The organism is Mucilaginibacter sp., from assembly GCF_041660805.1.
Classification (GTDB): domain Bacteria; phylum Bacteroidota; class Bacteroidia; order Sphingobacteriales; family Sphingobacteriaceae; genus Mucilaginibacter.
In genome coordinates this window covers 18,965-39,782 of the sequence record NZ_JBAZVP010000026.1, presented here as the reverse complement: position 1 = coordinate 39,782, position 20,818 = coordinate 18,965, and the positions used below count along the sequence as shown (strand labels likewise).

At 40.6% G+C, this 20,818-nt stretch carries 19 protein-coding genes; 5 read left to right on the top strand and 14 right to left on the bottom strand.

Annotation, left to right across the window (positions count from 1 at the left end; translation table 11 throughout):
* Positions 1 to 46: 46 nt before the first annotated feature.
* From WC743_RS22295 to WC743_RS22280, 4 genes are all read right to left on the bottom strand, one after another.
* Complete coding sequence (locus WC743_RS22295) at positions 47 to 712, bottom strand: NAD-dependent epimerase/dehydratase family protein (protein WP_373015733.1); 666 nt, start codon at positions 710 to 712, stop codon at positions 47 to 49.
* Positions 713 to 903: 191 nt separating this feature from the next.
* Positions 904 to 2,028, bottom strand: a complete 1,125-nt coding sequence (locus WC743_RS22290; RefSeq protein WP_373015731.1) for a YbhN family protein — start codon at positions 2,026 to 2,028, stop codon at positions 904 to 906.
* A 28-nt stretch (positions 2,029 to 2,056) separates the two neighbouring features.
* Positions 2,057 to 2,884, bottom strand: a complete 828-nt coding sequence (locus WC743_RS22285; RefSeq protein ID WP_373015729.1) for a phosphatidylinositol-specific phospholipase C/glycerophosphodiester phosphodiesterase family protein — start codon at positions 2,882 to 2,884, stop codon at positions 2,057 to 2,059.
* A 141-nt stretch (positions 2,885 to 3,025) separates the two neighbouring features.
* The gene (locus WC743_RS22280; RefSeq protein ID WP_373015727.1) at positions 3,026 to 4,444 is read right to left on the bottom strand and encodes an alkaline phosphatase family protein; all 1,419 of its coding nucleotides are present in this window, start codon (positions 4,442 to 4,444) and stop codon (positions 3,026 to 3,028) included.
* A gap of 250 nt (positions 4,445 to 4,694) precedes the next feature.
* Here WC743_RS22280 and WC743_RS22275 point away from each other — a divergent pair, with 250 nt between their 5' ends.
* Together WC743_RS22275 and WC743_RS22270 are read left to right on the top strand one after the other, a co-directional pair.
* On the top strand, positions 4,695 to 5,222 hold the full coding sequence (locus WC743_RS22275) for a hypothetical protein (RefSeq protein ID WP_373015726.1): 528 nt from the start codon (positions 4,695 to 4,697) through the stop codon (positions 5,220 to 5,222).
* Positions 5,223 to 5,317: 95 nt separating this feature from the next.
* Complete coding sequence (locus tag WC743_RS22270) at positions 5,318 to 7,498, top strand: TonB-dependent receptor family protein (protein ID WP_373015724.1); 2,181 nt, start codon at positions 5,318 to 5,320, stop codon at positions 7,496 to 7,498.
* A 90-nt stretch (positions 7,499 to 7,588) separates the two neighbouring features.
* On the opposite strand, the gene WC743_RS22265 is transcribed toward WC743_RS22270, so the two are convergent.
* The 3 genes from WC743_RS22265 to WC743_RS22255 form a co-directional block, all read right to left on the bottom strand.
* Positions 7,589 to 8,332: an SDR family oxidoreductase gene (locus tag WC743_RS22265; protein WP_373015723.1), complete on the bottom strand. Its 744-nt coding sequence runs from the start codon at positions 8,330 to 8,332 to the stop codon at positions 7,589 to 7,591.
* Between the two features lie 159 nt (positions 8,333 to 8,491).
* Positions 8,492 to 8,863 (bottom strand): PleD family two-component system response regulator, encoded by a 372-nt coding sequence (locus WC743_RS22260; RefSeq protein WP_373015721.1) that lies wholly within the window; start codon positions 8,861 to 8,863, stop codon positions 8,492 to 8,494.
* 140 nt (positions 8,864 to 9,003) lie between these two features.
* Entirely contained in the window at positions 9,004 to 9,294 is a 291-nt protein-coding gene (locus tag WC743_RS22255) for a putative quinol monooxygenase (RefSeq protein ID WP_373015719.1), read from the bottom strand.
* A gap of 309 nt (positions 9,295 to 9,603) precedes the next feature.
* Here WC743_RS22255 and WC743_RS22250 point away from each other — a divergent pair, with 309 nt between their 5' ends.
* Together WC743_RS22250 and WC743_RS22245 are read left to right on the top strand one after the other, a co-directional pair.
* On the top strand, positions 9,604 to 10,566 hold the full coding sequence (locus tag WC743_RS22250; protein WP_373015718.1) for a hypothetical protein: 963 nt from the start codon (positions 9,604 to 9,606) through the stop codon (positions 10,564 to 10,566).
* A gap of 15 nt (positions 10,567 to 10,581) precedes the next feature.
* Positions 10,582 to 11,541: a hypothetical protein gene (locus WC743_RS22245; protein WP_373015716.1), complete on the top strand. Its 960-nt coding sequence runs from the start codon at positions 10,582 to 10,584 to the stop codon at positions 11,539 to 11,541.
* Here WC743_RS22245 and WC743_RS22240 read toward each other — a convergent pair.
* Positions 11,538 to 12,122 (bottom strand): thymidine kinase, encoded by a 585-nt coding sequence (locus WC743_RS22240; protein ID WP_373015795.1) that lies wholly within the window; start codon positions 12,120 to 12,122, stop codon positions 11,538 to 11,540. The genes WC743_RS22245 and WC743_RS22240 overlap by 4 nt on opposite strands.
* Before the next feature lie 75 nt (positions 12,123 to 12,197).
* Between WC743_RS22240 and WC743_RS22235 the strand changes: the two genes are divergently transcribed.
* Entirely contained in the window at positions 12,198 to 13,274 is a 1,077-nt protein-coding gene (locus tag WC743_RS22235; protein ID WP_373015714.1) for a hypothetical protein, read from the top strand.
* Here the strand turns inward: WC743_RS22235 and rodA are convergent.
* The 6 genes from rodA to purH all read right to left on the bottom strand — a co-directional run bounded on the left by rodA (position 13,265) and on the right by purH (position 20,757).
* Positions 13,265 to 14,533, bottom strand: a complete 1,269-nt coding sequence (gene rodA / locus WC743_RS22230; RefSeq protein ID WP_373015712.1) for a rod shape-determining protein RodA — start codon at positions 14,531 to 14,533, stop codon at positions 13,265 to 13,267. The two genes, WC743_RS22235 and rodA, sit on opposite strands and share 10 nt — an antisense overlap.
* The gene (gene mrdA / locus WC743_RS22225; RefSeq protein WP_373015710.1) at positions 14,526 to 16,535 is read right to left on the bottom strand and encodes a penicillin-binding protein 2; all 2,010 of its coding nucleotides are present in this window, start codon (positions 16,533 to 16,535) and stop codon (positions 14,526 to 14,528) included. Before mrdA ends, rodA begins: the two co-directional genes overlap by 8 nt.
* Complete coding sequence (gene mreD / locus WC743_RS22220) at positions 16,532 to 17,050, bottom strand: rod shape-determining protein MreD (protein WP_373015708.1); 519 nt, start codon at positions 17,048 to 17,050, stop codon at positions 16,532 to 16,534. The genes mrdA and mreD overlap by 4 nt, the downstream gene beginning before the upstream one ends.
* Entirely contained in the window at positions 17,043 to 17,876 is an 834-nt protein-coding gene (gene mreC / locus WC743_RS22215; RefSeq protein WP_373015707.1) for a rod shape-determining protein MreC, read from the bottom strand. The genes mreD and mreC overlap by 8 nt, the downstream gene beginning before the upstream one ends.
* Before the next feature lie 93 nt (positions 17,877 to 17,969).
* Positions 17,970 to 18,992: a rod shape-determining protein gene (locus WC743_RS22210; RefSeq protein WP_067054626.1), complete on the bottom strand. Its 1,023-nt coding sequence runs from the start codon at positions 18,990 to 18,992 to the stop codon at positions 17,970 to 17,972.
* A gap of 238 nt (positions 18,993 to 19,230) precedes the next feature.
* On the bottom strand, positions 19,231 to 20,757 hold the full coding sequence (gene purH / locus WC743_RS22205; RefSeq protein WP_373015705.1) for a bifunctional phosphoribosylaminoimidazolecarboxamide formyltransferase/IMP cyclohydrolase: 1,527 nt from the start codon (positions 20,755 to 20,757) through the stop codon (positions 19,231 to 19,233).
* Between the last annotated feature and the right edge of the window lie 61 nt (positions 20,758 to 20,818).

Sequence of the window (20,818 nt, the reverse complement as noted above, 5' to 3'; positions counted from 1 at the left end):
ATTTTTGGAAATAAACCATCCGGGCAAATAAAGGTTTTTTATTGATTTAAACGCCTTTTGCTAACGCGATGATATCCTTACCTTCTACTATCTTTTTGTTGTAGCCATTTATGGTAACCTGCATCATAGCGGCTGCCAGTTCCTGTAAAGTGGTAAAACCGGCAGGATACAATGCCCGCCCTATTGGGTATATCCAATTTATATATCTGTAAAAACTGTGCGTTTTGGTAAGCCCTTTTATAGGTTTGATAAAGCCGGGGCGGAACGCGAACCCATTTTTAAAAAGTTTGATAATTTCGTTTTCGGTTTTGCCTTTTACAGCGGCCCAGCCAGTACCTTTTTCCTTGCTATCTGTTCCCGCGCCAGAGATGTAACAGAAAACCATATCCGGGTTTTGCTTAACCAGCGTTTGGGCAAAACTTAAGGTTAGGTTATAAGTGGTTTTGTAATAATCCTCCTTACTTATGCCAACAGATGAGATGCCCAGGCAAAAATAACAGGCGTTGTACCCGGCAAGCTGGCCCTCAATAGCCGATAGGTCAAAAAAATTGGTATGTACAATTTCCTTTAGCTTGGGATGTGAGTAGCCTGAAGCCTTCCGGTTAATGATAAGAACTTCAGTTACATCATCATTTTGCAGGCATTGATGCATTACGCCCTCGCCTACCATACCTGTAGTACCGGTTATTATTGCTTTTATTGGTGCGTTCATGGGTTAACAGCTGTAGTGTTTACAAATAGAGGCAAAAAGTTCACTATTCGCAAGCGCTTTCAAATGGCCTGCACCAAACATTATGATTCTTATGCAAAATCTGCAATCAATCATAGCTCCGTACCGATGGCACGGTATTATTGCTTGATTAATTTTTACAAAGCGTTAACCCTGCCGGAGATTTTATTTGTTTAATAAATTTCAGACACCTCTCTCTTGCTTTTATCAGCGACCGGTGTTTTTTTCATGCTATCTTTTCTCAGTAAGTTGATAACTACATAAGCCCCTATCATTGCCGGGAAAAACAGCAGGAAAGAGCGTTGCAGAAGGGTAAATATAGGCAGCAATGCATTGGGCACTATCCTGCCAAACAATACCGAAATACCAACCTCGGCAAAACCGCTTCCACCCGGGCTTGGTGCAAAATAAATCATGAATTGAATTAGTACCTGTATTGATATTACCTGCACAAGACTTGCATTAACGCCCAAGCCTAACAATATTACGTATTGCAGGCAGTATTTATTTAAATAAAGCAGTGTAGTTATAACCAAACTAAGTGGAAATAGCGACGGATTTTCCTTCAGAATGACGCTGCATGTTTTTTGATATTTGTTAATGCCCAAATAAGAGCTATCGGCCCATTGGGTTAATTTCCCTCTCCTCTTAGGAAATAATGAAGACAAGCCATTAGCCATTTTGCGGATGATTATACCTACCCAAACCGGTTTCCAAAAGGCAAGTAAGAACGCCATTAAAAACAACAGGAAAAAGCTAAAACCATATCTAAGCATAGCTGGTATAATTCCGCTGATAGCGCTTGTATCCATCATCATAATAGCTACAAAACCAGCCAATGGCATAAAAATTAATGTTGCCCCCAGGTTTATCAGGTTTATAGCAAAAGAATCAATAAATGTTACCCCGGCACTTGTGTAAACGTAGATCTGCGCCGGGCCGGCACCGCCGTGTGCCGGTGTAACCGCGCCCATAAACATATTTGCAACATTGGCCCTAAAGCTAACCCATGCAGATACCTCCGGGTTTAGTTTACGGATATAAATATGGTTGCGCCATCCACCCATAGTTAAATCGGCGGCCAGCATCAAAAAGCAAATAGCAATATATTTATAAGAAATATGGGTTAAGGCATTTAATGTACTGCCTGTATTTGTGTAAAAAAAAATGCCTGCAATAGTAACAACTGTAATTAATGCAAACCAAACTATGCCTTTAATTATGATGTTTTTGTTAAATACTTTTTGTACTTCTTGTTTATCAGCTGCTATAGCAATTTGTTGATTGGGTGGTGTCATTATTAAAAATGAAGAACTGTATTAGATATTAGTGAGCCTGGGCAATAAGTGGAGTTGCGTGTTTTTTAGCGAAAAATGATCTCATTTTTTCTAAATTATCAGAGTTTATCAGGTCAATGCCGCAATCCATCAGCATTTTCCATACCATAGGATTTTGTGGAATGGCCCAAAGCCTAACCTTTTTACCTTCGGTGTGCGCCTGTTTTATAAAATTGCAAAGCTTTAACTTTTGAAGTATTGAAATAGGCTGTTTCCCGTTCCACGATGTAATTTTAGAGTATTTAGCACTGGCCATTAAACATAAATTGTTTGTACTATCTGATGTCATGTTCTTTAGATCATCGTCTATAAAAGCAAACCTTACATCTTCTTTCTCCATTAATTCGTATGGTTTATTTCCAGATATTACAACTGTAACAGCACGTTCTGTTATAACTCCATTATCATAACTGGTAAGTATAGATTGGTACTTCTCCAAAACTTCTTTAAGTTTTAAATATGTTTTGCTTGCATTGGTTTTTACGTCAATCATTAAAATTATAGGCTTACTATAACCAGAGTAAATATCGTCCTGAAGCGCAAACCTGTCAAGTAAAGGCTTTAGATACAAATTTTCTAATGTTTTATTCTTACGAAAATAAGGTAAAAAATGGGCTACAACCAATTTGTTTTTATACAAAAAAATATCAGCTTCAATATTTGCTACCCCATAGTTTAGGGCATCTAAAAGTGGTCGTTTGTGTTTATAATCATTATGCGCAAATGCATTGGTTAATACTGTTTGTGCGAGTGAGCTATTAAATGCTGAAAACGAAAAAAATATGATCAACAAGTTTAGTCTAAAAAGATTGACCATATGTCAGTTTGAAATGTTTTAGCTCCATGTATTATTAGGGTTATCGAACAAAAGTCGCTTAACTAAATTATCTGGGAGTTAAATTAACATTAAACTGTCATATTTTCATCATCTTTTACATTTTTTAACAAATTAAATCTTTTAATTCAACGCTTCACCTTCTGATGATAGCGGCGTAATACCTTTCCACTTTAAAATTGTATTAAAAAGATCGGCGGTACGTGCCGGATGAGTTGCCCAATTCTTTTGATTATAGATCAACGGTACATGTATGTGGTGTTTATGTAAAGACCCGTGCGACCCTAAGTGCTCCGGATATTCCCAAAACTCACGCAGGTCATAACCCACACGGGCGCTAATTACAATATCACCTGCACGCCTGCTTTGCAACAGCTGGTATATCTGGAATACAGCATCCGGGTAATCGGTTTCAAACGTTGCTTCTAATATAGCACGATGCCCGGTGGCTTCTATTTTACCACCATATTTTAGCACATCGGCAGTTTCTGGCACATAGCTAAACACATTATCTTTTACGCTTATGCGGGCCTTACCCTCTTTATTATGCAGTACAAAGGTTTGCTCTTCTTGGCCACGGTAAATAGCAAAATCAACGGCATCTTCATTTAGCAATAACTGTAATCTATCGGCACCCATGGCTTCTAATATACCCTGCTCATGCAATACATGGTCACCATCATGATTTAGAAAATGGATGCTGCCAAAAGAGTTCCCGGAAATCATCACCGCTACCTTTGGATTGCTTTTCCAGATAACAGGATAATAAACAGACTTTAACCCGTGGTTGGTCATCCAGTCGCCCAGGTCAAGGTGCTTGGTTGTTGGGGTAAGACCATGGTCTGATGTCATCACAAAAAGTGTATCATCCCACCAGCCTTTTTCCTCTAATTTGGCACGTACTTCGCCCAGGCTGTTATCTACAATTTTGTAAGCTTCAAGCGTACGCTCATCACGGATGTGGTGATAGTGCGAATCCCAGTCAACACTCGGGAAAACCGCGAACAGGAAATCAAAATCCTTACCGGAGTTTAGCATATCCATTATGCGTTGGTGCCCTTGCAGATCAACCGGGTGGTGGCGCAGTTTAAAATGCGCGCGCATGTATAATAACCCCTTGCCTTTTTTACCCAAATCATACTCATCGGGTACGCTGCGGGTTATCATATTATACAGGTTGTATGATTCGCCCATCAGCTCAAACAAGGTTGGCTTATCGGCGGGCATATCGGTATTAAACCATGCCGCTTCGGGCCCGCAATAGCTGCGCATGGCATTCTTATTCCAGCGGGTACGTTTAAATTCTTTTTTATCAAACCAGCGGATGCCTGTAATATCCATAGTACCGGGGAAGTGCCCGGTTAAAAATGGCAGGTATGCCGGGCCTGTTGTTGAAGGGAAACAGGTAGTAGCTTTGCGGTAAGTACCTTCGTCAATAATTCGTTTTATGTTGGGGAGGTGGCCTTGCTCTAAAAGCTCGGGTAAAACTTCACTGTGAGCGCCGTCAACTAAATAAAACAGCACTCGCTTTTTGCTTTGCATTCGTATTAAAATATATTAAGAAAATAACGTGTACTGTTCATATACCCATTTTAGCAGGCGTTGGGCAAATGTAATTAAATAAATAAAAGTTAATTGAGTAGATGAATTGTTTGTTAGTTTTTACCAAAGCGTGAAGGTGAGATTAAAACTCTTCTTATAATTATAAATTAATGATTTGCATTTGGCTAAAATTCTTTAAAATTGCATTGTTTAGAACCATTATAAACTGAAACGATTTGTTGCCATAGCTTTGCTTACCATCCACTTTTTTAATTTGGGTGGATACATGCTGTTGCATATGTATGTGCTTGACAGATCAGACAGGTTCATGAACGAATTAATAAGCAAAAACTTATATAACCCCAACACGCTTATTGAGATAAAGGTTAAACAAAACCTGCCCGGCATAACCGAGTGGCCCGATTTTAAGAACGTGTACGGGCAAATACAACTGAAAGAGGCCTGCTACAACTATGTTAAGCTTAAATTCACGAAGGATACACTGTACGTAATGTGTGTGCCCAACTACCAAAAAACCAGGCTGATCAAGAGTAATATTATTTACGCAAAACAAATAAATGATATTCCGCAGGATAGTAAAGATCAAAATTCATCAATAAAAAAAGGTGGGGCCGATAACAAGTACAGCCACCCTGCTGCTACTTACAGGTTCCTGTCATTCGTTAATATTCCTCCATTGGTTATCAAGCCCATACACACCGGCCTGGTAAACCCTTTTATCCCCGTTCAGGGCCAGCCTCCTGAAGTTTTAAGTTAATACCTCTTTTTAATCGCAATAACTTTTAATCTGCATGGCAGCATAACTGTGCATGCGCTATTGTATTAAACTTATTTTTTAAAATCAAAAACAACATGAAACATTTATATAAAATGCTGCTGGCTTGTGCTTTTATAACAGGCATTTGCCAGGCGCAAGCACAAACAATTAAAAAAGATACAATTAAGTTAGATAGTGTAATCATCAAAGAATCGCGCAGTAAAAACCTGCCCGATGTACTGGGCACTTACATTTTCTCGGGTAAAAAAACCAATATAATTTATGCCGATCCGGGCAAGGCAAACCTGGCAGGCAATGTTGCACGCACCCTGTTCTCGCAAGTACCGGGCATTAATGCCTGGGAAATGGATGGCGCGGGCCTGCAACTAAACATTGGTACCCGCGGTACCGATATGCACCGTTCTATAGAAACCAATATACGCCAGAATGGGTACAACACTAATTCGGATATTTTTGGCTACCCCGAAAATCACTACAACATGCCGTTTCAGGCTATTGATGAAGTGCAAATAGTGAGAGGTTCATCGGCACTGCAATTTGGCAGCCAGTTTGGCGGCATGGTAAACTTTAAAATTAAAGAAGGTGACGGCACCAAAGCATTCGGCTTTGAAACTGAGCAATCGGCAGGTTCAAACAGGTTCCTTAATTCATACAATGCCATTGGCGGCAAAGTAGGCAAGGTAAGCTATTATGCCTATTTCAGCGCCCGCAGTGGCGATGGCTGGCGGCCCGATGCCGCGTTTAATTACCATGCTTACTATGCCAACATTAAATATCAGTTTAATAATAAAGGCAGTATTGCCTTTCAGTTTTCGCGGTCAGATTATGTGCAACAAATTGCCGGGGGACTAACCGATGCACAGTATAGCATTACCAGCAGGCAATCAAACCGGTTCCGTAACTTTTTTAACCCGGTAATTAATATCCCGGCCATATTATTCAACTACAATTTTAGCAGGGATACCCGGCTGGAGGTTTCATCGCACATGGTAATTGGCGAGCGTAACAGCGTACAGTTCATAGCCCCCTCAAACGTGAGCGATACCCTTAACACCAGCCTGAAAACCTTTAACCCCCGCCAGGTTGACCGCGACCATTACACCGGCTTTACTACTGAGGCCCGCTTGCTGCATAACTATACCCTGGGTAACCTGAAAAGCACTTTAAGCGGCGGAGTACGTTTTTTTGACGGATTAACTAAGCGCAAACAAAAAGGCTTAGGCACTACCAATACCGACTTTGATTTGAGCCTAACCAAAGATTACGGTATCGATCTGCGCCTGCATACTTTAAACTATGCTGCCTTTGCCGAAAATATCTTCCGTATTACACCAAAGTTTTCTATTACACCGGGTGTAAGGTATGAGGTTATTAAAACTGATATGAGTGGTGTAATTGTAAACCGTACTGTGCCTGTAAGCTATAAAAACACCCGTAACTTTCCGCTATTTGGTACAGGTTTTCAATACCAGGCAAATAACAACAATCAATTGTATGCTAATATATCGCAGGCATACCGCCCTTATATTTACGCGGCCGTTACACCTGCAGATCAGCTAACAATTGTTGACCCTGATATGAAAGACAGTCGCGGTTATAGTGTTGATCTGGGTTATCGCGGGCACATCAAAAACATCTTTACATTTGATGTTAACGGCTTTTACGTATATTATGGTAACAGGGCCGGCACGCTTACTACTATAGACGCGGCAAACATTACACACCTTTATTTAACCACGGTGGGCAACGCTGTCGCTAAAGGTATTGAGGCATACGGTGAGCTATCGCTTATCCGAACATTCAATCCAAGATCTGGCAGCGACCTGCGTTTGTTTAACTCCCTTGCTTATACGCATGGCAGGTATACCAGCGGCGCTATCAATAACTCGGGAAACAATGTTAGCCTGGTTGGCCACAAGCTGGAAGGCACGCCAGACTGGACAAACCGCACCGGCCTTACCTACTTAAACGGCAGTATCACTACAACTTTACAGATAAGCTATGTAAGCAAAAATTTTAGCGACGCCAACAATACCGCCTTTAACCCAACAGGCGCAACAGGCATAGTACCAGCCTACCATGTGGTTGACTGGGCGTTTAACTATCGTTTCCTGAAAAGCTATCATGTTAACTTTAACTTGAATAATCTGTTGAATGCCAAATATTTTACCCGCCGGATAAACATGTATCCCGGCCCCGGCATTTTACCTGCTGATGGTATCTCATTCAATTTAGGGCTGGGGATGAAAATATAAAACCCCCTGTTCCTTATCTATAGGGCAGGATTTTACCAAACAAAAAAGCATCTGCCTATAGCAGATGCTTTTTTGTTTGTGGCTTATCAGTTATTCCTGGACACCATTTATTGCATTTAATGCTATTGTGGGTGATATACGGGCTAATTCAAATATTTTAGCTGTTACGCCAACATGAATCTCGTACTCGTCCTTTTCAAAGGCATTGACAAATTCGGTTGCTACCTGTGCCGGCGGAATGCCATTTTCACCACCAATTTCTTTGGAAAATTCTGTATTCACTAATGGCGGCATCAATTCAAATACTTTTACCACAGTATTGCGTAAGGCAAAACGCAAACTTTGCGTATAAGAGTTAACAGCCGCTTTGCTTGCGCTGTAAGTAGGTACTTTAGTATCTGGTGCTATTGCTGCAATGGACGATACATTAACCACTGCCGACGCTTTTTGCTGTAACAGCTGCGGCAATAGTTTCTCTGTTAAACGGATCAATGAGATGTAGTTGGTGTTTATCTCGTCGGCAGCTTTTTCCCAGGCTTTTTGCCCGGATAAAATATCATAAGCATAGGCAGAAGCTGCGTTATTGATCAGAACATTCAAATTAGGAAAATCAGCGTTTAAGCGGCTAACCAGTTGGTCAACTTCGGTTTCGTTTGTTACATCAAATAGTATTGCTGTTACGTTGTTCAGCTTTGCAGCGGCGGTTTCTAACCGTTGCTTATCTCGGCCTGTTATAATTACGTGGTTACCTTTTTCGGTTAATTGTTTTGCAATTTCAAATCCCATACCTGCACTACCGCCTGATATTAGGATGGTGTTATTATTTAAGTTCATTTTATTGGTTTTTAAAATATACCAATCGGTATATTAATGTTTTTAAAAAAAGCCGATTTGTTGGTCGGCGTGTCAAATACATATTGACGGCACAAATATAGATAGCTTTTTATACACTAATATAAAAAATAAATTTAGATGTCTTTAGGCTGACAGTCTTTACTTTAGGTGCTTTTTAACCACATCAAATAACTCTTCAAGGCCAAAAGGTTTTTTCAGGTACCCATCAGACATACCTGCTTCGGCAATTTCTTTAATATTACTTACTGCGGATAGAATGATAACCGGTATGTGGCTGGTCTTAGGGTCAGATTTAAGTTCCTTGCTTAATTGCTGGCCATTGGCGTCACTCTTCCATTCAGTAAGCCAGTTATCCATTAAAATAAGGTTGGGGTTGTGCTGCTCAAGAAACCGTAAGATCTTTGCATCTTCTGATGATATTACATTATACCCTTCCTGTTCAAGTGCATAAGTAACGGTATCTCTTATGTCTTTATCATCCTCAATAACCAAAATTGTTTTCTTAGCCATAACGCTTGTCCGCCTATCTTTTTATATGTGTTAACTATGCTCATTATTTAACGCTCATTATTAAGCCGATATATCACCAGTATTACAACGTGCCGGCCCGGGTTTTGTTTACAGCACAGGCGTAAACCATAAAACACTCCTTATATCAGGCGTGTTAATATTTTCACATCGGCAGGTGTCTCCAGCAAGGCAGGTGATATACGTACAAAATATTTGTAATGCGGAGTTTCCATGTGGTGGGCTAATATATCCTCGTTTTCCCATTCTTCTTCTATCACATAGCGTGTAGGTTCGCCCTTGTATTGGTACAATTCATAGGCAATACAACCCTGCTCCTGTTTAGATGCATCAACAAGTTTCTTTAACTCAGTATCAAAGGCTATTTCAGCATCTTTTTTGCAATGCAAAGAAGCGAGCAGACTAATACTCATGGTAATTAATTATATAAGTTAAACCTTAATTGTGCGGGTTTGTTTATGAATGTTTTGTAATATTATTTATACAAAATCGGGGCATCCATTCATTGAGCATATGTGGCTTTCCTATTCTCAGTTTATTGCTATCCTTCTAGCAGGGCTATTAAAGCAATTACAGGCTAATTTACACTTCGCCGGGTTAACAGTAACATCCTTGTTTATAACATACCATGCTATCAAATAATCAATATAATATACATACTGATTTTTTGATAGGTTAAACGATCGATCTTATTTATCTTTAAGTTAATAAATTTCCATATCATGAAAAAGTATTTACTACTAATAATGACTGTGGCCATTATTTTCTTTTCGTGCAAAAAAGAAAATGCAGATAAAATTGTAACCGATAACCCAACCTTATCTAAAACTTTGTATCCTGTAGTATTTAACTTTTCGGTATTGCAAACCAATGGAGTAAAAACAAACTCACTTAGCACATTGGCTCTTAAAGACCAAATCAAATACCTGCATTACTTTGTATTCTCGGGCCCTTTCGAACCAATAAATGAATTAAAACCTTTCAAACAAAAAACTCAAAAATCAACCGACCAAAACTTTGGCAATATAACAGATAGTTTACCTGCTGGCCAATACTCTATCTTTTTTGTTGGAGCCCAGGCTCTGGGTAATGTTTCTATGGAACGCAAAATAGCAACAGACCTATACGGGGTTCCGATTTTCTATTATAATAATTCAAGCATTTATGACACTTTTAACAAGCGGCTTGATTTAATAGTAAGCGCCCCGGTAAACCAAGCTGTAGAGTTAACCAGGATAACTACCAAGATCACCATTAAACTTACCGATCAAATGCCCGCAAACGCGGCTACAATAAAAGTAAGTTTTGAAGATTTTCCAGTGGGTGCAGATCTGTTACTTAATATAGGCAATCATCGTCCGCATAGTGATATTGACCCTTATCCAACGGCAACATTCTCATTTCCGGTAAATGATGATGACAAGGGCAAAACGGGTTTTACATTAAGCACTTTGGTGTGGCCGCATTTTTATCCTACCATTAGTATTGATTGTATTGGATTAAACGGCGAATTAATTGCTCATAAAGAACTGTCAAGGGCTATTCCCCAACTTAATGCAAATACAAACTATATATTCTCCGGCAAATTATTTAGCCAGTCTGCCTTCAGCATAACCATAAATGATGAGTGGAATGCACCTGTAAATGTTCCGTTTAGTTTACCATCAGCTATTAGTACCAATTAAAGTAATTACCCTATTATGAAAAAGTATTTAATACTAATAGCTACGGCTATTCTATTCTTCTCGTGCAAGAAAGAAAATGCAGGTAAAATGGTAAACGATAATCCAGCTTTATCTAAAACTTTGTATCCTGTGGGGTTTAACTTTTCGGTATTTCAACCTAATGGAGTAAAAACAAACTCACTTAGTACATTGGCTCTTAAAGACCAAATCAAATACCTGCATTACTTTGTGTATTCGGGGCCAACAGACCCAAGAATTGAATTAGTACCCGTTAAGCAAAAAACTCAAAAATCAACCGACCAAAACTTCGGTTACGTAACAGATAGCTTACCCGCGGGGCAATATTCTATCTTTCTTGTTGGTGCCCAGGCGCCGGGTGATGTTTCTATGGAACGCAAATTCACGACAGATCTGTACGGGCATCCGATTTTTTATTATAATAATTCAAGCATTTATGACACTTTTAACAAACGGCTTGATTTGGTAATAAGCGCCCCGGTAAACCAATCTGTAGAGTTAACCAGGGTAACCACCCAGATCACTATTAAATTTACTGATATAATGCCCTCAAACGCGGATAAAGTAAAAGTAAGCTTTGAGGATTTCCCATTGGGTGCAGACCTTTTGTATAATACAGGAGATCATCATGCACATTGGGAACTTGGTGAAGTTTATCCAACGGCAACGTTCTCATTCCCGGTAAGTAGTAGCGACAAGGGCAAAACGGGTTTTACCCTAAGTACTTTGGTGTGGCCGCATTATCTTACTATAAATATTGATTGTTTTGGGTTAAACGGCGAATTAATTGCCCATAAAAAGCTGACAAAGATTTTCCCTCAAATTAAGGCAAATACAAATTATATATTTTCGGGCGAGTTATTTAGCCAGCAGTCTAACTTCAGTGTAACCATAAATGATGAATGGAATACACCTGTAAATATTCCGTTTACCTTACCATCCAAAAACAGTAATTAAATAGCTCCATCCAAATTAAAGCAGTTACGGCACCGGGCTTCGTAGCTTTCTTTTTCTCCAAGTAAGATCCTGCTGTCATCAGGCACCAAACGGTACGAGTACATAGCCTGCTGGCCGCATTTTACACATACGGCATGCAACTTGGTAACAGAATCGGCCATGGCCATTAGCTCGGGCATGCAGCCAAAGGGGCGGCCCTTAAAATCCATATCTAAACCGGCAACTATAACACGTACACCACTGTTAGCAAGGGTAGCGCAAACCTCGGGGATCTGCGCATCAAAAAACTGGGCTTCGTCAATACCAACCACCTGTATATGGCTGCTAAGGGGCAAAATAGAAGATGCGTTATCAACCGCTTTTGAGGGTATAGAATTTAAATTATGCGATACCAGGGCGCTTTTATCGTACCGTGTATCGGCCACGGGGCTAAATATTTCTACATTAAGTTTTGCAATCCGTGCACGGTTAACGCGCCTAATTAATTCTTCGGTTTTACCAGAAAACATTGATCCGCAGATAACTTCAATACTTCCTCCAACCTCATTTCGCCTTTTAAAAACTTCCTCGGTATACAATATGTTCAAACTTTTGTGAACAGCTAATATCAGAATTTTATACTATTTTTGATAAGCAATTTCCTAACAAATAGAGCCATGAAGCAGCCGGAAGTATTTAAAAAGATAGGCGGTATTATACAAGAAATACAAGAACAATATGAATACCTGCAATCATCCGCAGAAAACTTAAATGACCTTGAACTTGAACTCTTTGTAGCCAACACTCACTTTTTAAAAGATCATGCCGAGATACTCCGCAAACTGAATTTACTAAAACAGCCAGAACCATCTCTACCCGAGAAGCCTGTTGTTAATGACAAAACCAAAATTGAAGAAACACCCAGGCCCGCCGAAGAACTGAAGCCGGAGACGCCTCATTTTGAGCAGCCTGTTGTTTACAACAACCCAAAAGTTGAAGAAACACCCAAACCTGCCGAAGAAGATAAACCAGCAAACGGCGAACCCAAATATTTTGAGCCGGTTGTACAGCAAAAAACGATAGACCCTACGCCGTTTAAACCAGAGATACCAAAACCGGTAAATGGCGATATGCAATTTGAGCTGATCCGTAATATTGAGGAAGAACCTTCCGATAGTTATTCATTTGAGCACGAAGAGCCAAAGACCATTCGCCATGAGCTGTTTTTAGATGAGTCTCAAACATGGGACGAAGAAGACGATGCACCGTTGCAAGAAGACGAGACTATACAAGTTGAAAGTGAAAAGTTAAACGTAGAAAGCCCGGTAATTGAACCTGAAGCTCAGATAACTGAAGCTGAAGAACCTATCCCAACCAACCCGGAACCTGTTATTGATAACCAACCAAAAACACAAGCCGAACCTGAACCTGCCAAAGACGATAAACCGCTGAGTTTAAATCAACGCATAGCTGCGCAGCTGAAAGAAAAACAAGCATCAGAACAACCTGTTGAGGCCCCTATTACCGATATTAAGGCAGCCATTAACCTTAATGATAAAATGCTTTTCATTAAAGAACTGTTTCATGGCTACCCGTTGGCATATAGCGAAGCCATTGAAATAGTAAACCGCTTCAAAAGCTTTGAAGAAGCTGATCGTTTTTTGAAAGCTAACTATGTTATAAAAAATAACTGGGAAGATAAAAAAGCAGTATCCGATAAATTTTATGCTTTGCTAAAACGCCGTTACGCGTAAATAATCCCCATCCGGTTCGAATCCAATTTCAGAAGGATGAACAACAGGATAGTGAAGCTCCATAGGGACGAGCCACCATAGCTAATAAAAGGCAACGGTATGCCTATTACCGGCATAAGCCCTATAGTCATAGCTATATTTATTACCACGTGGAAAAATATAATGGATGCTACACCATACCCATAAATACGGGAGAACGGCGCCCGCTGTCGCTCGGCTATCATTATAATTCGTAACAGCAGGAACAGGTATAAACCCATAACCACTACCGAGCCTGCAAAACCCCACTCTTCGCCTACTGTACAAAAGATAAAATCTGTACTTTGCTCAGGCACAAAAGCATACTTGGTTTGGGTACCTTGTAAATAACCCTTACCCCATACCCGGCCAGATCCTATAGCTATTTTAGATTGATTAACGTTATACCCTGCTCCGCGCAAATCACTGCTTAAACCCAGCATTTCATCAATACGGGTACGCTGGTGTGGTTTTAAACCGTGTGTATACAACGGTTTAACGCTAAATACAAAGGCAATGGAGATGGCAAGCCCTACAATGAGCTTAAAGGCAAAGGCCCGGTTGCGGCCAAAAAGCATTAATAATATTACTGTTAAAATAACTAATGCTATAATAACATACCATGAGCTTACCAGTAACGAAGTAATAAACAACGTTATTAGTAATGCCGTAACTATTAAAAAATAAGGCGACAAGCCTTCGCGATACAATACAAATATCAAAGAGCAAAACACCAGGGTTGAGCCATCATCGGGCTGCATTTTAATAAGCAGCATGGGCAATAATATAATACCGCCTGCTATAAAAAATGATTTTGGGTCGGTTACTTTTACGTTGGTGGCACTTAGATATCGCGCCAGTAAAAGGCATGTGGCAAACTTGGCAAATTCAGAGGGCTGCAACCTGAAACCGCCGCCTATACTTATCCAGGCCTGGTTACCGCCTACATTACGGCCTACAACAAGTACGAGTATTAGTAGCAGCACCGTCACCACATAAAACGCCGGTGCAAGCGCCGAGAGGAACCTGCTCTCCAGCAACAAAATAACCGTGCCAATTACCATTGCCGATAATATGTAGATGAATTGCTTACCGTAATTGGTATCAAAATCAATAATACTCGGATGGTTTTCATCAAACACCGCAGCATGAATATTGAACCATCCAATGACACATAAGCACAGATAAAGTAATACTGTTATCCAATCAACATTAAAAAAGAAACTGCGTTGGTTATTCATCGTCCTTTCGTTTTGGCAGCATGGCAGTTACCTTGGCATCCCCGGCTTTTTTTTCCGGTTTATTTTGTGCCGATTTAAGTTTTTTTACGGAATCTGCAGCCGCTTTTTTTACAGAGTCGGCAGTAGCTTTTTTAATACTATCGGCTTTTATTTTTGCTTTATCAGCAGGTTTTACAATTATATCGGGCAGCAGGTTCTTTTCCATATAATATTCAGGATAAATCCCCGATTCACGTTTGGTTATGGTATCGCGCAGGTATTTCTCTACTATAAAGCTGGCAATAGGCGCGGCCCATGTGCCGCCGTCGCCCGAGTTTTCTACCACAACCGCTATGGCTATCTTGGGGTTATCCCGCGGTGCAAATGCCACAAATAACGAATGGTTTTTGCCATGCGGGTTTTGTGCCGTACCTGTTTTACCGCACATAATAATGCCCGGTATTTTAGATCCCTGCCCCGTACCGTAATCAACCACACTTTGCATCCCGTTTATAACGGGTTCAAAATATTGGGCATCAATGCCTACATAGTTTTTAACCGTATATTCATGTTTAATTACCTGCTTATCACCAATGGCTTTTATCAGGTGGGGTTTATAGTAAAACCCATGATTAGCAATGGTAGCCTCGATATTTGCCAGTTGTAATGGTGTAGCCAGCAACTCGCCCTGGCCTATTGCCAAAGATGCTACAGTGGTTGACCGCCAGCCACCCCGGTGGTATATTTTATCGTAATATTGAGCGGTAGGTACAAGCCCGCGGCCCTCGCTTGGGATGTCAACTCCTAAACGCACTCCAAAACCAAACTTGTTTACATTGGCTTTCCAGTTGGTGTAACTGGCGTCGGTATTTTTACCCCCTCTGGCGTTGAGCACCTTGGCAAACACCATATTAAAATAACCGTTACAAGACCCGGCAATAGCACCCGCCAAATTAACCGTGCCATGTACGTGTGTACATTTAACCCTATGGTTACCCGCCATATAATAGCCTATGCAATTGTAAGTATCGGTTGGTTTAATGATTCCCTCTTGCAGGCCAATTAAAGCACTTAGCGGTTTAAACGATGAACCGGGTGGATAATATGCCTGCACCGGCCTGGTGAAAAATGGCTTGTATGGATCTTTATATAATTTTGCGGCGTTGTTTCCACGCTCGCGGCCTACCAGAAGGTTAGGGTCATAAGTTGGGCTGCTTACAAAAGCAAGTATTTCGCCGGTTGATGGTTCAATGGCTACAATGCTGCCTACTTTGTTCTTCATTAATGCTTCGCCCAGCTTTTGGATGCGCATGTCTAATGATGAAACCAGGCGCTCACCGGCTGCAGCTACTGTATCGTAAGCGCCATTGGCATATTTACCTTTAACCACGTTGCGCGAGTCTACCATTGAGCGTTCCACCCCGCGTGTGCCGCGTAAAAGTGTTTCGTATGACCGTTCCACCCCGGTTATACCAATATAATCACCCGGGGCATAATAACCTCCGGAGCGCTTAATGATAGGATCGGTAACCTCACCAATATAACCAAGAAACTGGGCAGCTGCCGAATCCGGGTAAGTACGAATTATTCTTTGCTGCGGAAAAAAGCCGGGAAATTCTGATAAGCGCTCCTGAAAAGAAGCATACAATTGTGCCGATAACTGTTTCTCAAAAACAGATGCGCGATAAGGCGAATACTTTCGGGCCTTGATCATGCGCTTATCGTAGCCTTCTTTATCAATACCTAATAGTTTGCAAAACTCAACCGTATCAAAAGGCTTTACTTGTTTGGGTATTACTACAATATCATAAATAGGCTGATTTTGCACCATTATAGTACCGTTACGATCTAATATTGGGCCGCGGGCGGGATATTTAACAAACTTGCGGACAACATTTTGGCTGGCGTATAGAAAATAGCGGTCATCAACCACCTGAATGTAAAACAGGCGGGCAAGTAATATCAATACAAAGGTGATGAAGATACCGGCAACAACATATCGCCGTTCAAAAAAACTATTCATTTACGCTCTTTTTTTCTGAAAAATAACAAGCCCGAAACCAGCATCAAAAATACAGTAAATACTGAACTCAATATAAAGCGTGTTAGTGTATACTCTAATTCAGAAAAACGAAAAACTTCCAGGTTGAACAGGAAAAAGTGATGAAACAGAGTAAGCACAAGCGCGTAAGTAAAAAACCACCTGAAACCCATTATGCTTAATGTAGGCTCAGGTTCGTTATCAAAGCCATCTTTTTGTACGGTTATGCTAATGAACAATACGCGTACAAAAGCCAGCAACACGCAGCTTGCAGCATGCAAACCCGGCGTATCATAAAAGGCATCAACTGTTAAACCTAAAATAAACGCCAGTAGAAAGAGCAACAGGTTAGGTATCTCAAACGGCAGCAGCAAAATAAACAGGATATACAGGTATGGTGTGCTTAAATTATATAGCGAAATGTTCTTTAATAAAAACACCTGCAGAAAAACCAAAAGAACAAACCTAATGAGGTTGATGATAATTATTCTACTCATCTTTTTTCTCCTGGGCCTCCAGTCCCGCCTGCTCTTTGGCAAGCCTGTTAACTATTACATACACATATTGCAGCTTACTAAAATCAACTGCCAAATTAACTTCCATGTTAAGAAAAAAGCCGCCACCCTTGGCATTTAAACTGCTTACTTTACCCAAAGGGATCCCCGCCGGGAAAAGGGAAAGATCTGATGTCACCACCAATTCGCCAACCTTAGGCTGGGCATTGTTTGATACATCTATAAGTAAACCTTTATGCGGGTTCATTGCTTCGCCCCACTCCAGATAGCCTATTTCTTTATTACTTGCCAGCATGGCGCTAAAGCGCGTATCCTTATGTAAAAGCGATTGTACAATGGCCATGTGTTCATCAACAAAAATAACCTTACCTACAACACCGGCATCACTTGTTACACCCATACCTTTTGCTACACCATTGCTTGTGCCACGGTCAATAGTAATATAGTTATTGCGCTTATTAACAGAGTTGTTGATCACCTTGGCAGATATATATTCGTACTGCTGCTTGTAAGTGGTATCATTAACCATTTTTTTAACAGCAGTATCAACATATAAAGAAGTTTTAAGCTGATTGCGGAGCCTTGCGTTTTCACGAACAAGGTTATCATTTACTTCCCTTAGTGTCAGGTATCCCTTTAACTCATCAGCGTGGGCATAAAAGTTACCGGTTACTTTGTTGGTGCTATTAATAAAGCTGGCCTTTTGAAAGGAATTGTATTTAACGTAGATAACAAATGAGCAGATCTCAAAAATGAGGAACAAAAAAAATGCGTTGTACTTGGTAATAAATATCAGGAGATTGCGCATCTGTTAGTGAGTGGTTGATTATGTGAGTAGTGAGTGGTTCCGGGTAGCAGCTTAACCACTCACCTAATCAACCACTTACTACCCACTACTCATTTATTGCATTAAGAATTTAAAATTACCAATATTTTTAAGTGCGGTACCGGTACCACGTACTACGGCACGAAGCGGGTCTTCGGCAACGTGTACAGGTAGTTTGGTTTTTGCAGCCACACGTTTATCAAGTCCGCGAAGCAAGGCACCACCGCCTGTTAAATAAATACCTGTCTGATAAATATCAGCAGAAAGTTCTGGCGGGGTTATCTCTAATGCTTTCAAAATAGCTTCCTCAATTTTTGAGATAGATTTATCAAGGCAATGCGCAATTTCTGTATATGATACGGTGATCTGTTTTGGCACACCGGTCATTAAATCACGGCCCTGTACCGCGAAATCTGCAGGTGGTTCTGAAAGTTCAGGAAGAGCAGCACCCACTTCTATTTTTATCTTCTCGGCAGTACGGTCACCAATCATAATATTATGCTGGCGGCGTATGTACTGAACAATATCAGAGTCGAAGTTATCGCCCGCTACGCGGATAGACTGGTCACATACGATACCAGACAGGGCAATAACCGCAATTTCGGTAGTACCACCGCCAATATCAATGATCATATTACCCATAGGCTCTTCTACATCAATACCTATACCTACGGCAGCAGCCATTGGTTCATATATCAGGTACACTTCTTTAGCACCGGCAATTTCGGCGCTGTCACGTACGGCGCGTTTCTCAACCTCGGTAATACCCGATGGGATACAGATAACCATACGTAACGACGGAAAGAACCATCCTTTACCCTGGTTTATCATTTTTATCATACCGCGTATCATCAGCTCGGCTGCATTAAAGTCGGCAATTACACCATCCTTTAACGGGCGCACTGTACGGATGTTATCATGGGTTTTACCCTCCATTTGCATGGCCTGTCGGCCAATGGCAATAACCTTATTGGTCGTTCGGTCAAAAGCTACTATTGATGGCTCATCAACAACAACTTTGTCGTTGTGAATAATTAAGGTATTTGCGGTGCCTAAATCAATGGCAATCTCTTGAGTAAAAAAATTAAATAAACCCATTTAACGTATATTTCAAATAATCTGCAAAGTTAATAATATTGAACCCTATTCTTACGAAAATATTTAGCAAGTACGAATTAAAACTAATTAGTAGTTAATAACTCCGATTTTGAATAATTCGTGTCCCGGCGTTTCTTTTTATTCGTTTTTCATCGTGTAAGTTCGTCTTAATTTATCGAAGAATGTATTTTTCTTTGCGAAAAATTCTCCCTCGCTCCGAGGAGTTCCTTTATATAAATTAGTGTTTAAAATGGCGCACCCCGGTAGTTACCATGGCAATGCCTTTTTGGTTACACATATTAATAGAATCCTGGTCTTTAATTGACCCGCCCGGTTGTAGTACAGCCGTAATACCTGCATCGGCAGCTATCTCTACACAATCAGGAAAAGGAAAAAACGCATCAGATGCCATAACCGCGCCGTTCAAATCAAACCCAAAGCTATTGGCTTTTATAATAGCCTGCTTTAATGAATCAACCCTTGAGGTTTGGCCTACGCCACTCGCCATTAGCTGATTGTTTTTAGCAAATACAATAGTGTTTGATTTGGTGTGCTTAACCACTTTATTAGCAAAATGAAGATCTCTTAGCTCCAAAGTGGTTGGCTGCTTAACAGTAACCGCATTCATTTGAGCCGGGCCTTCAACAACCAGGTCCTTATCTTGCTCAATAACACCGTTCAATAAAGTTTTAAACTGCTTAAGCGGCAGCTCAACCGGCTGGCGGATCAGCACAATACGGTTCTTTTTAGCTTGTAATATCTGTAAAGCCTCATCGGTATAGGCCGGAGCAATCAGCACCTCATAAAAGATCTTGTCTATCTCGGCAGCTGTTTCGGCATTGATCTCGTCATTAGCGATAATAACACCACCAAAGGCCGAAACCGGATCACAAGCCAAAGCATCTATCCACGCTTCTTTAATAAACGAGCGGGAAGCAATACCACATGCGTTTGTATGTTTTAATATGGCAACAGTTGGCTCTGTGAATTCATCTATCAGGGCCACTGCCGCGTCAACATCAACAAGGTTGTTGTATGAAAGCTCTTTACCGTTCAGCTTGTTAAACATGGCATCAAGGTTACCATAAAAGGTGCCTTTTTGATGCGGGTTTTCGCCATAGCGTAAAATCTGGCTGGTTTGGATGCTTTGTTTAAAAACCGGCATCGGCTCAGCCTGATCAAAATATTGGAAAATATGTGTATCGTAGTTTGATGATATGTTGAATGCTTTTTGCGCGAATTTGCGGCGCTGATCAATAGTAGTTGAACCAGCTTGCGCTTTCAATATCTCTTCCAGTTCGGTATAATCATTTTTAGATGCCACTATTACAACATCCTTAAAATTCTTGGCCGCTGCGCGGATCAATGAGATACCGCCAATGTCTATTTTCTCAATAATATCTTCCTGCCCGGCACCTGAGTTTACAGTTTCTTCGAAAGGATAAAGATCAACAATAACCAGGTCAATCTCCGGGATCTGATACTGTGCAAGTTGTTGTTCATCACTATCAAAACTACGGCGGGCTAATATGCCACCAAACACCTTTGGATGAAGGGTTTTAACACGGCCGCCCAATATTGATGGATATGAGGTAAGGTCCTCAACAGCAATTACATCAACACCCAGGTCACGTATAAAAGTTTCGGTACCACCGGTTGAATATATCTTAACACCAAGGCGGTTCAACTCATGAATTATAGGCTCGAGGTTGTCTTTGTAATAAACAGAAATAAGGGCATTTTTTATTTGAACAGAATGGCTCATTTGCAGGACTTTTTTTGAGCCGCAAAGGTAAGGATTAGAGATTAGAGATTAGAGGTTTGAG

Excerpts from the sequence above, each read along its gene's own strand:
- WC743_RS22295 (WP_373015733.1), bottom strand. The coding sequence starts at position 712 with ATGAACGCACCAATAAAAGCAATAATAACCGGTACTACAGGTATGGTA.
- WC743_RS22290 (WP_373015731.1), bottom strand. The coding sequence starts at position 2,028 with ATGACACCACCCAATCAACAAATTGCTATAGCAGCTGATAAACAAGAA.
- WC743_RS22285 (WP_373015729.1), bottom strand. The coding sequence starts at position 2,884 with ATGGTCAATCTTTTTAGACTAAACTTGTTGATCATATTTTTTTCGTTT.
- WC743_RS22280 (WP_373015727.1), bottom strand. The coding sequence starts at position 4,444 with ATGCAAAGCAAAAAGCGAGTGCTGTTTTATTTAGTTGACGGCGCTCAC.
- WC743_RS22270 (WP_373015724.1), top strand. The coding sequence starts at position 5,318 with ATGAAACATTTATATAAAATGCTGCTGGCTTGTGCTTTTATAACAGGC.
- WC743_RS22265 (WP_373015723.1), bottom strand. The coding sequence starts at position 8,332 with ATGAACTTAAATAATAACACCATCCTAATATCAGGCGGTAGTGCAGGT.
- WC743_RS22260 (WP_373015721.1), bottom strand. The coding sequence starts at position 8,863 with ATGGCTAAGAAAACAATTTTGGTTATTGAGGATGATAAAGACATAAGA.
- WC743_RS22255 (WP_373015719.1), bottom strand. The coding sequence starts at position 9,294 with ATGAGTATTAGTCTGCTCGCTTCTTTGCATTGCAAAAAAGATGCTGAA.
- WC743_RS22250 (WP_373015718.1), top strand. The coding sequence starts at position 9,604 with ATGAAAAAGTATTTACTACTAATAATGACTGTGGCCATTATTTTCTTT.
- WC743_RS22245 (WP_373015716.1), top strand. The coding sequence starts at position 10,582 with ATGAAAAAGTATTTAATACTAATAGCTACGGCTATTCTATTCTTCTCG.
- WC743_RS22235 (WP_373015714.1), top strand. The coding sequence starts at position 12,198 with ATGAAGCAGCCGGAAGTATTTAAAAAGATAGGCGGTATTATACAAGAA.
- rodA (WP_373015712.1), bottom strand. The coding sequence starts at position 14,533 with ATGAATAACCAACGCAGTTTCTTTTTTAATGTTGATTGGATAACAGTA.
- mrdA (WP_373015710.1), bottom strand. The coding sequence starts at position 16,535 with ATGAATAGTTTTTTTGAACGGCGATATGTTGTTGCCGGTATCTTCATC.
- mreD (WP_373015708.1), bottom strand. The coding sequence starts at position 17,050 with ATGAGTAGAATAATTATCATCAACCTCATTAGGTTTGTTCTTTTGGTT.
- mreC (WP_373015707.1), bottom strand. The coding sequence starts at position 17,876 with ATGCGCAATCTCCTGATATTTATTACCAAGTACAACGCATTTTTTTTG.
- WC743_RS22210 (WP_067054626.1), bottom strand. The coding sequence starts at position 18,992 with ATGGGTTTATTTAATTTTTTTACTCAAGAGATTGCCATTGATTTAGGC.
- purH (WP_373015705.1), bottom strand. The coding sequence starts at position 20,757 with ATGAGCCATTCTGTTCAAATAAAAAATGCCCTTATTTCTGTTTATTAC.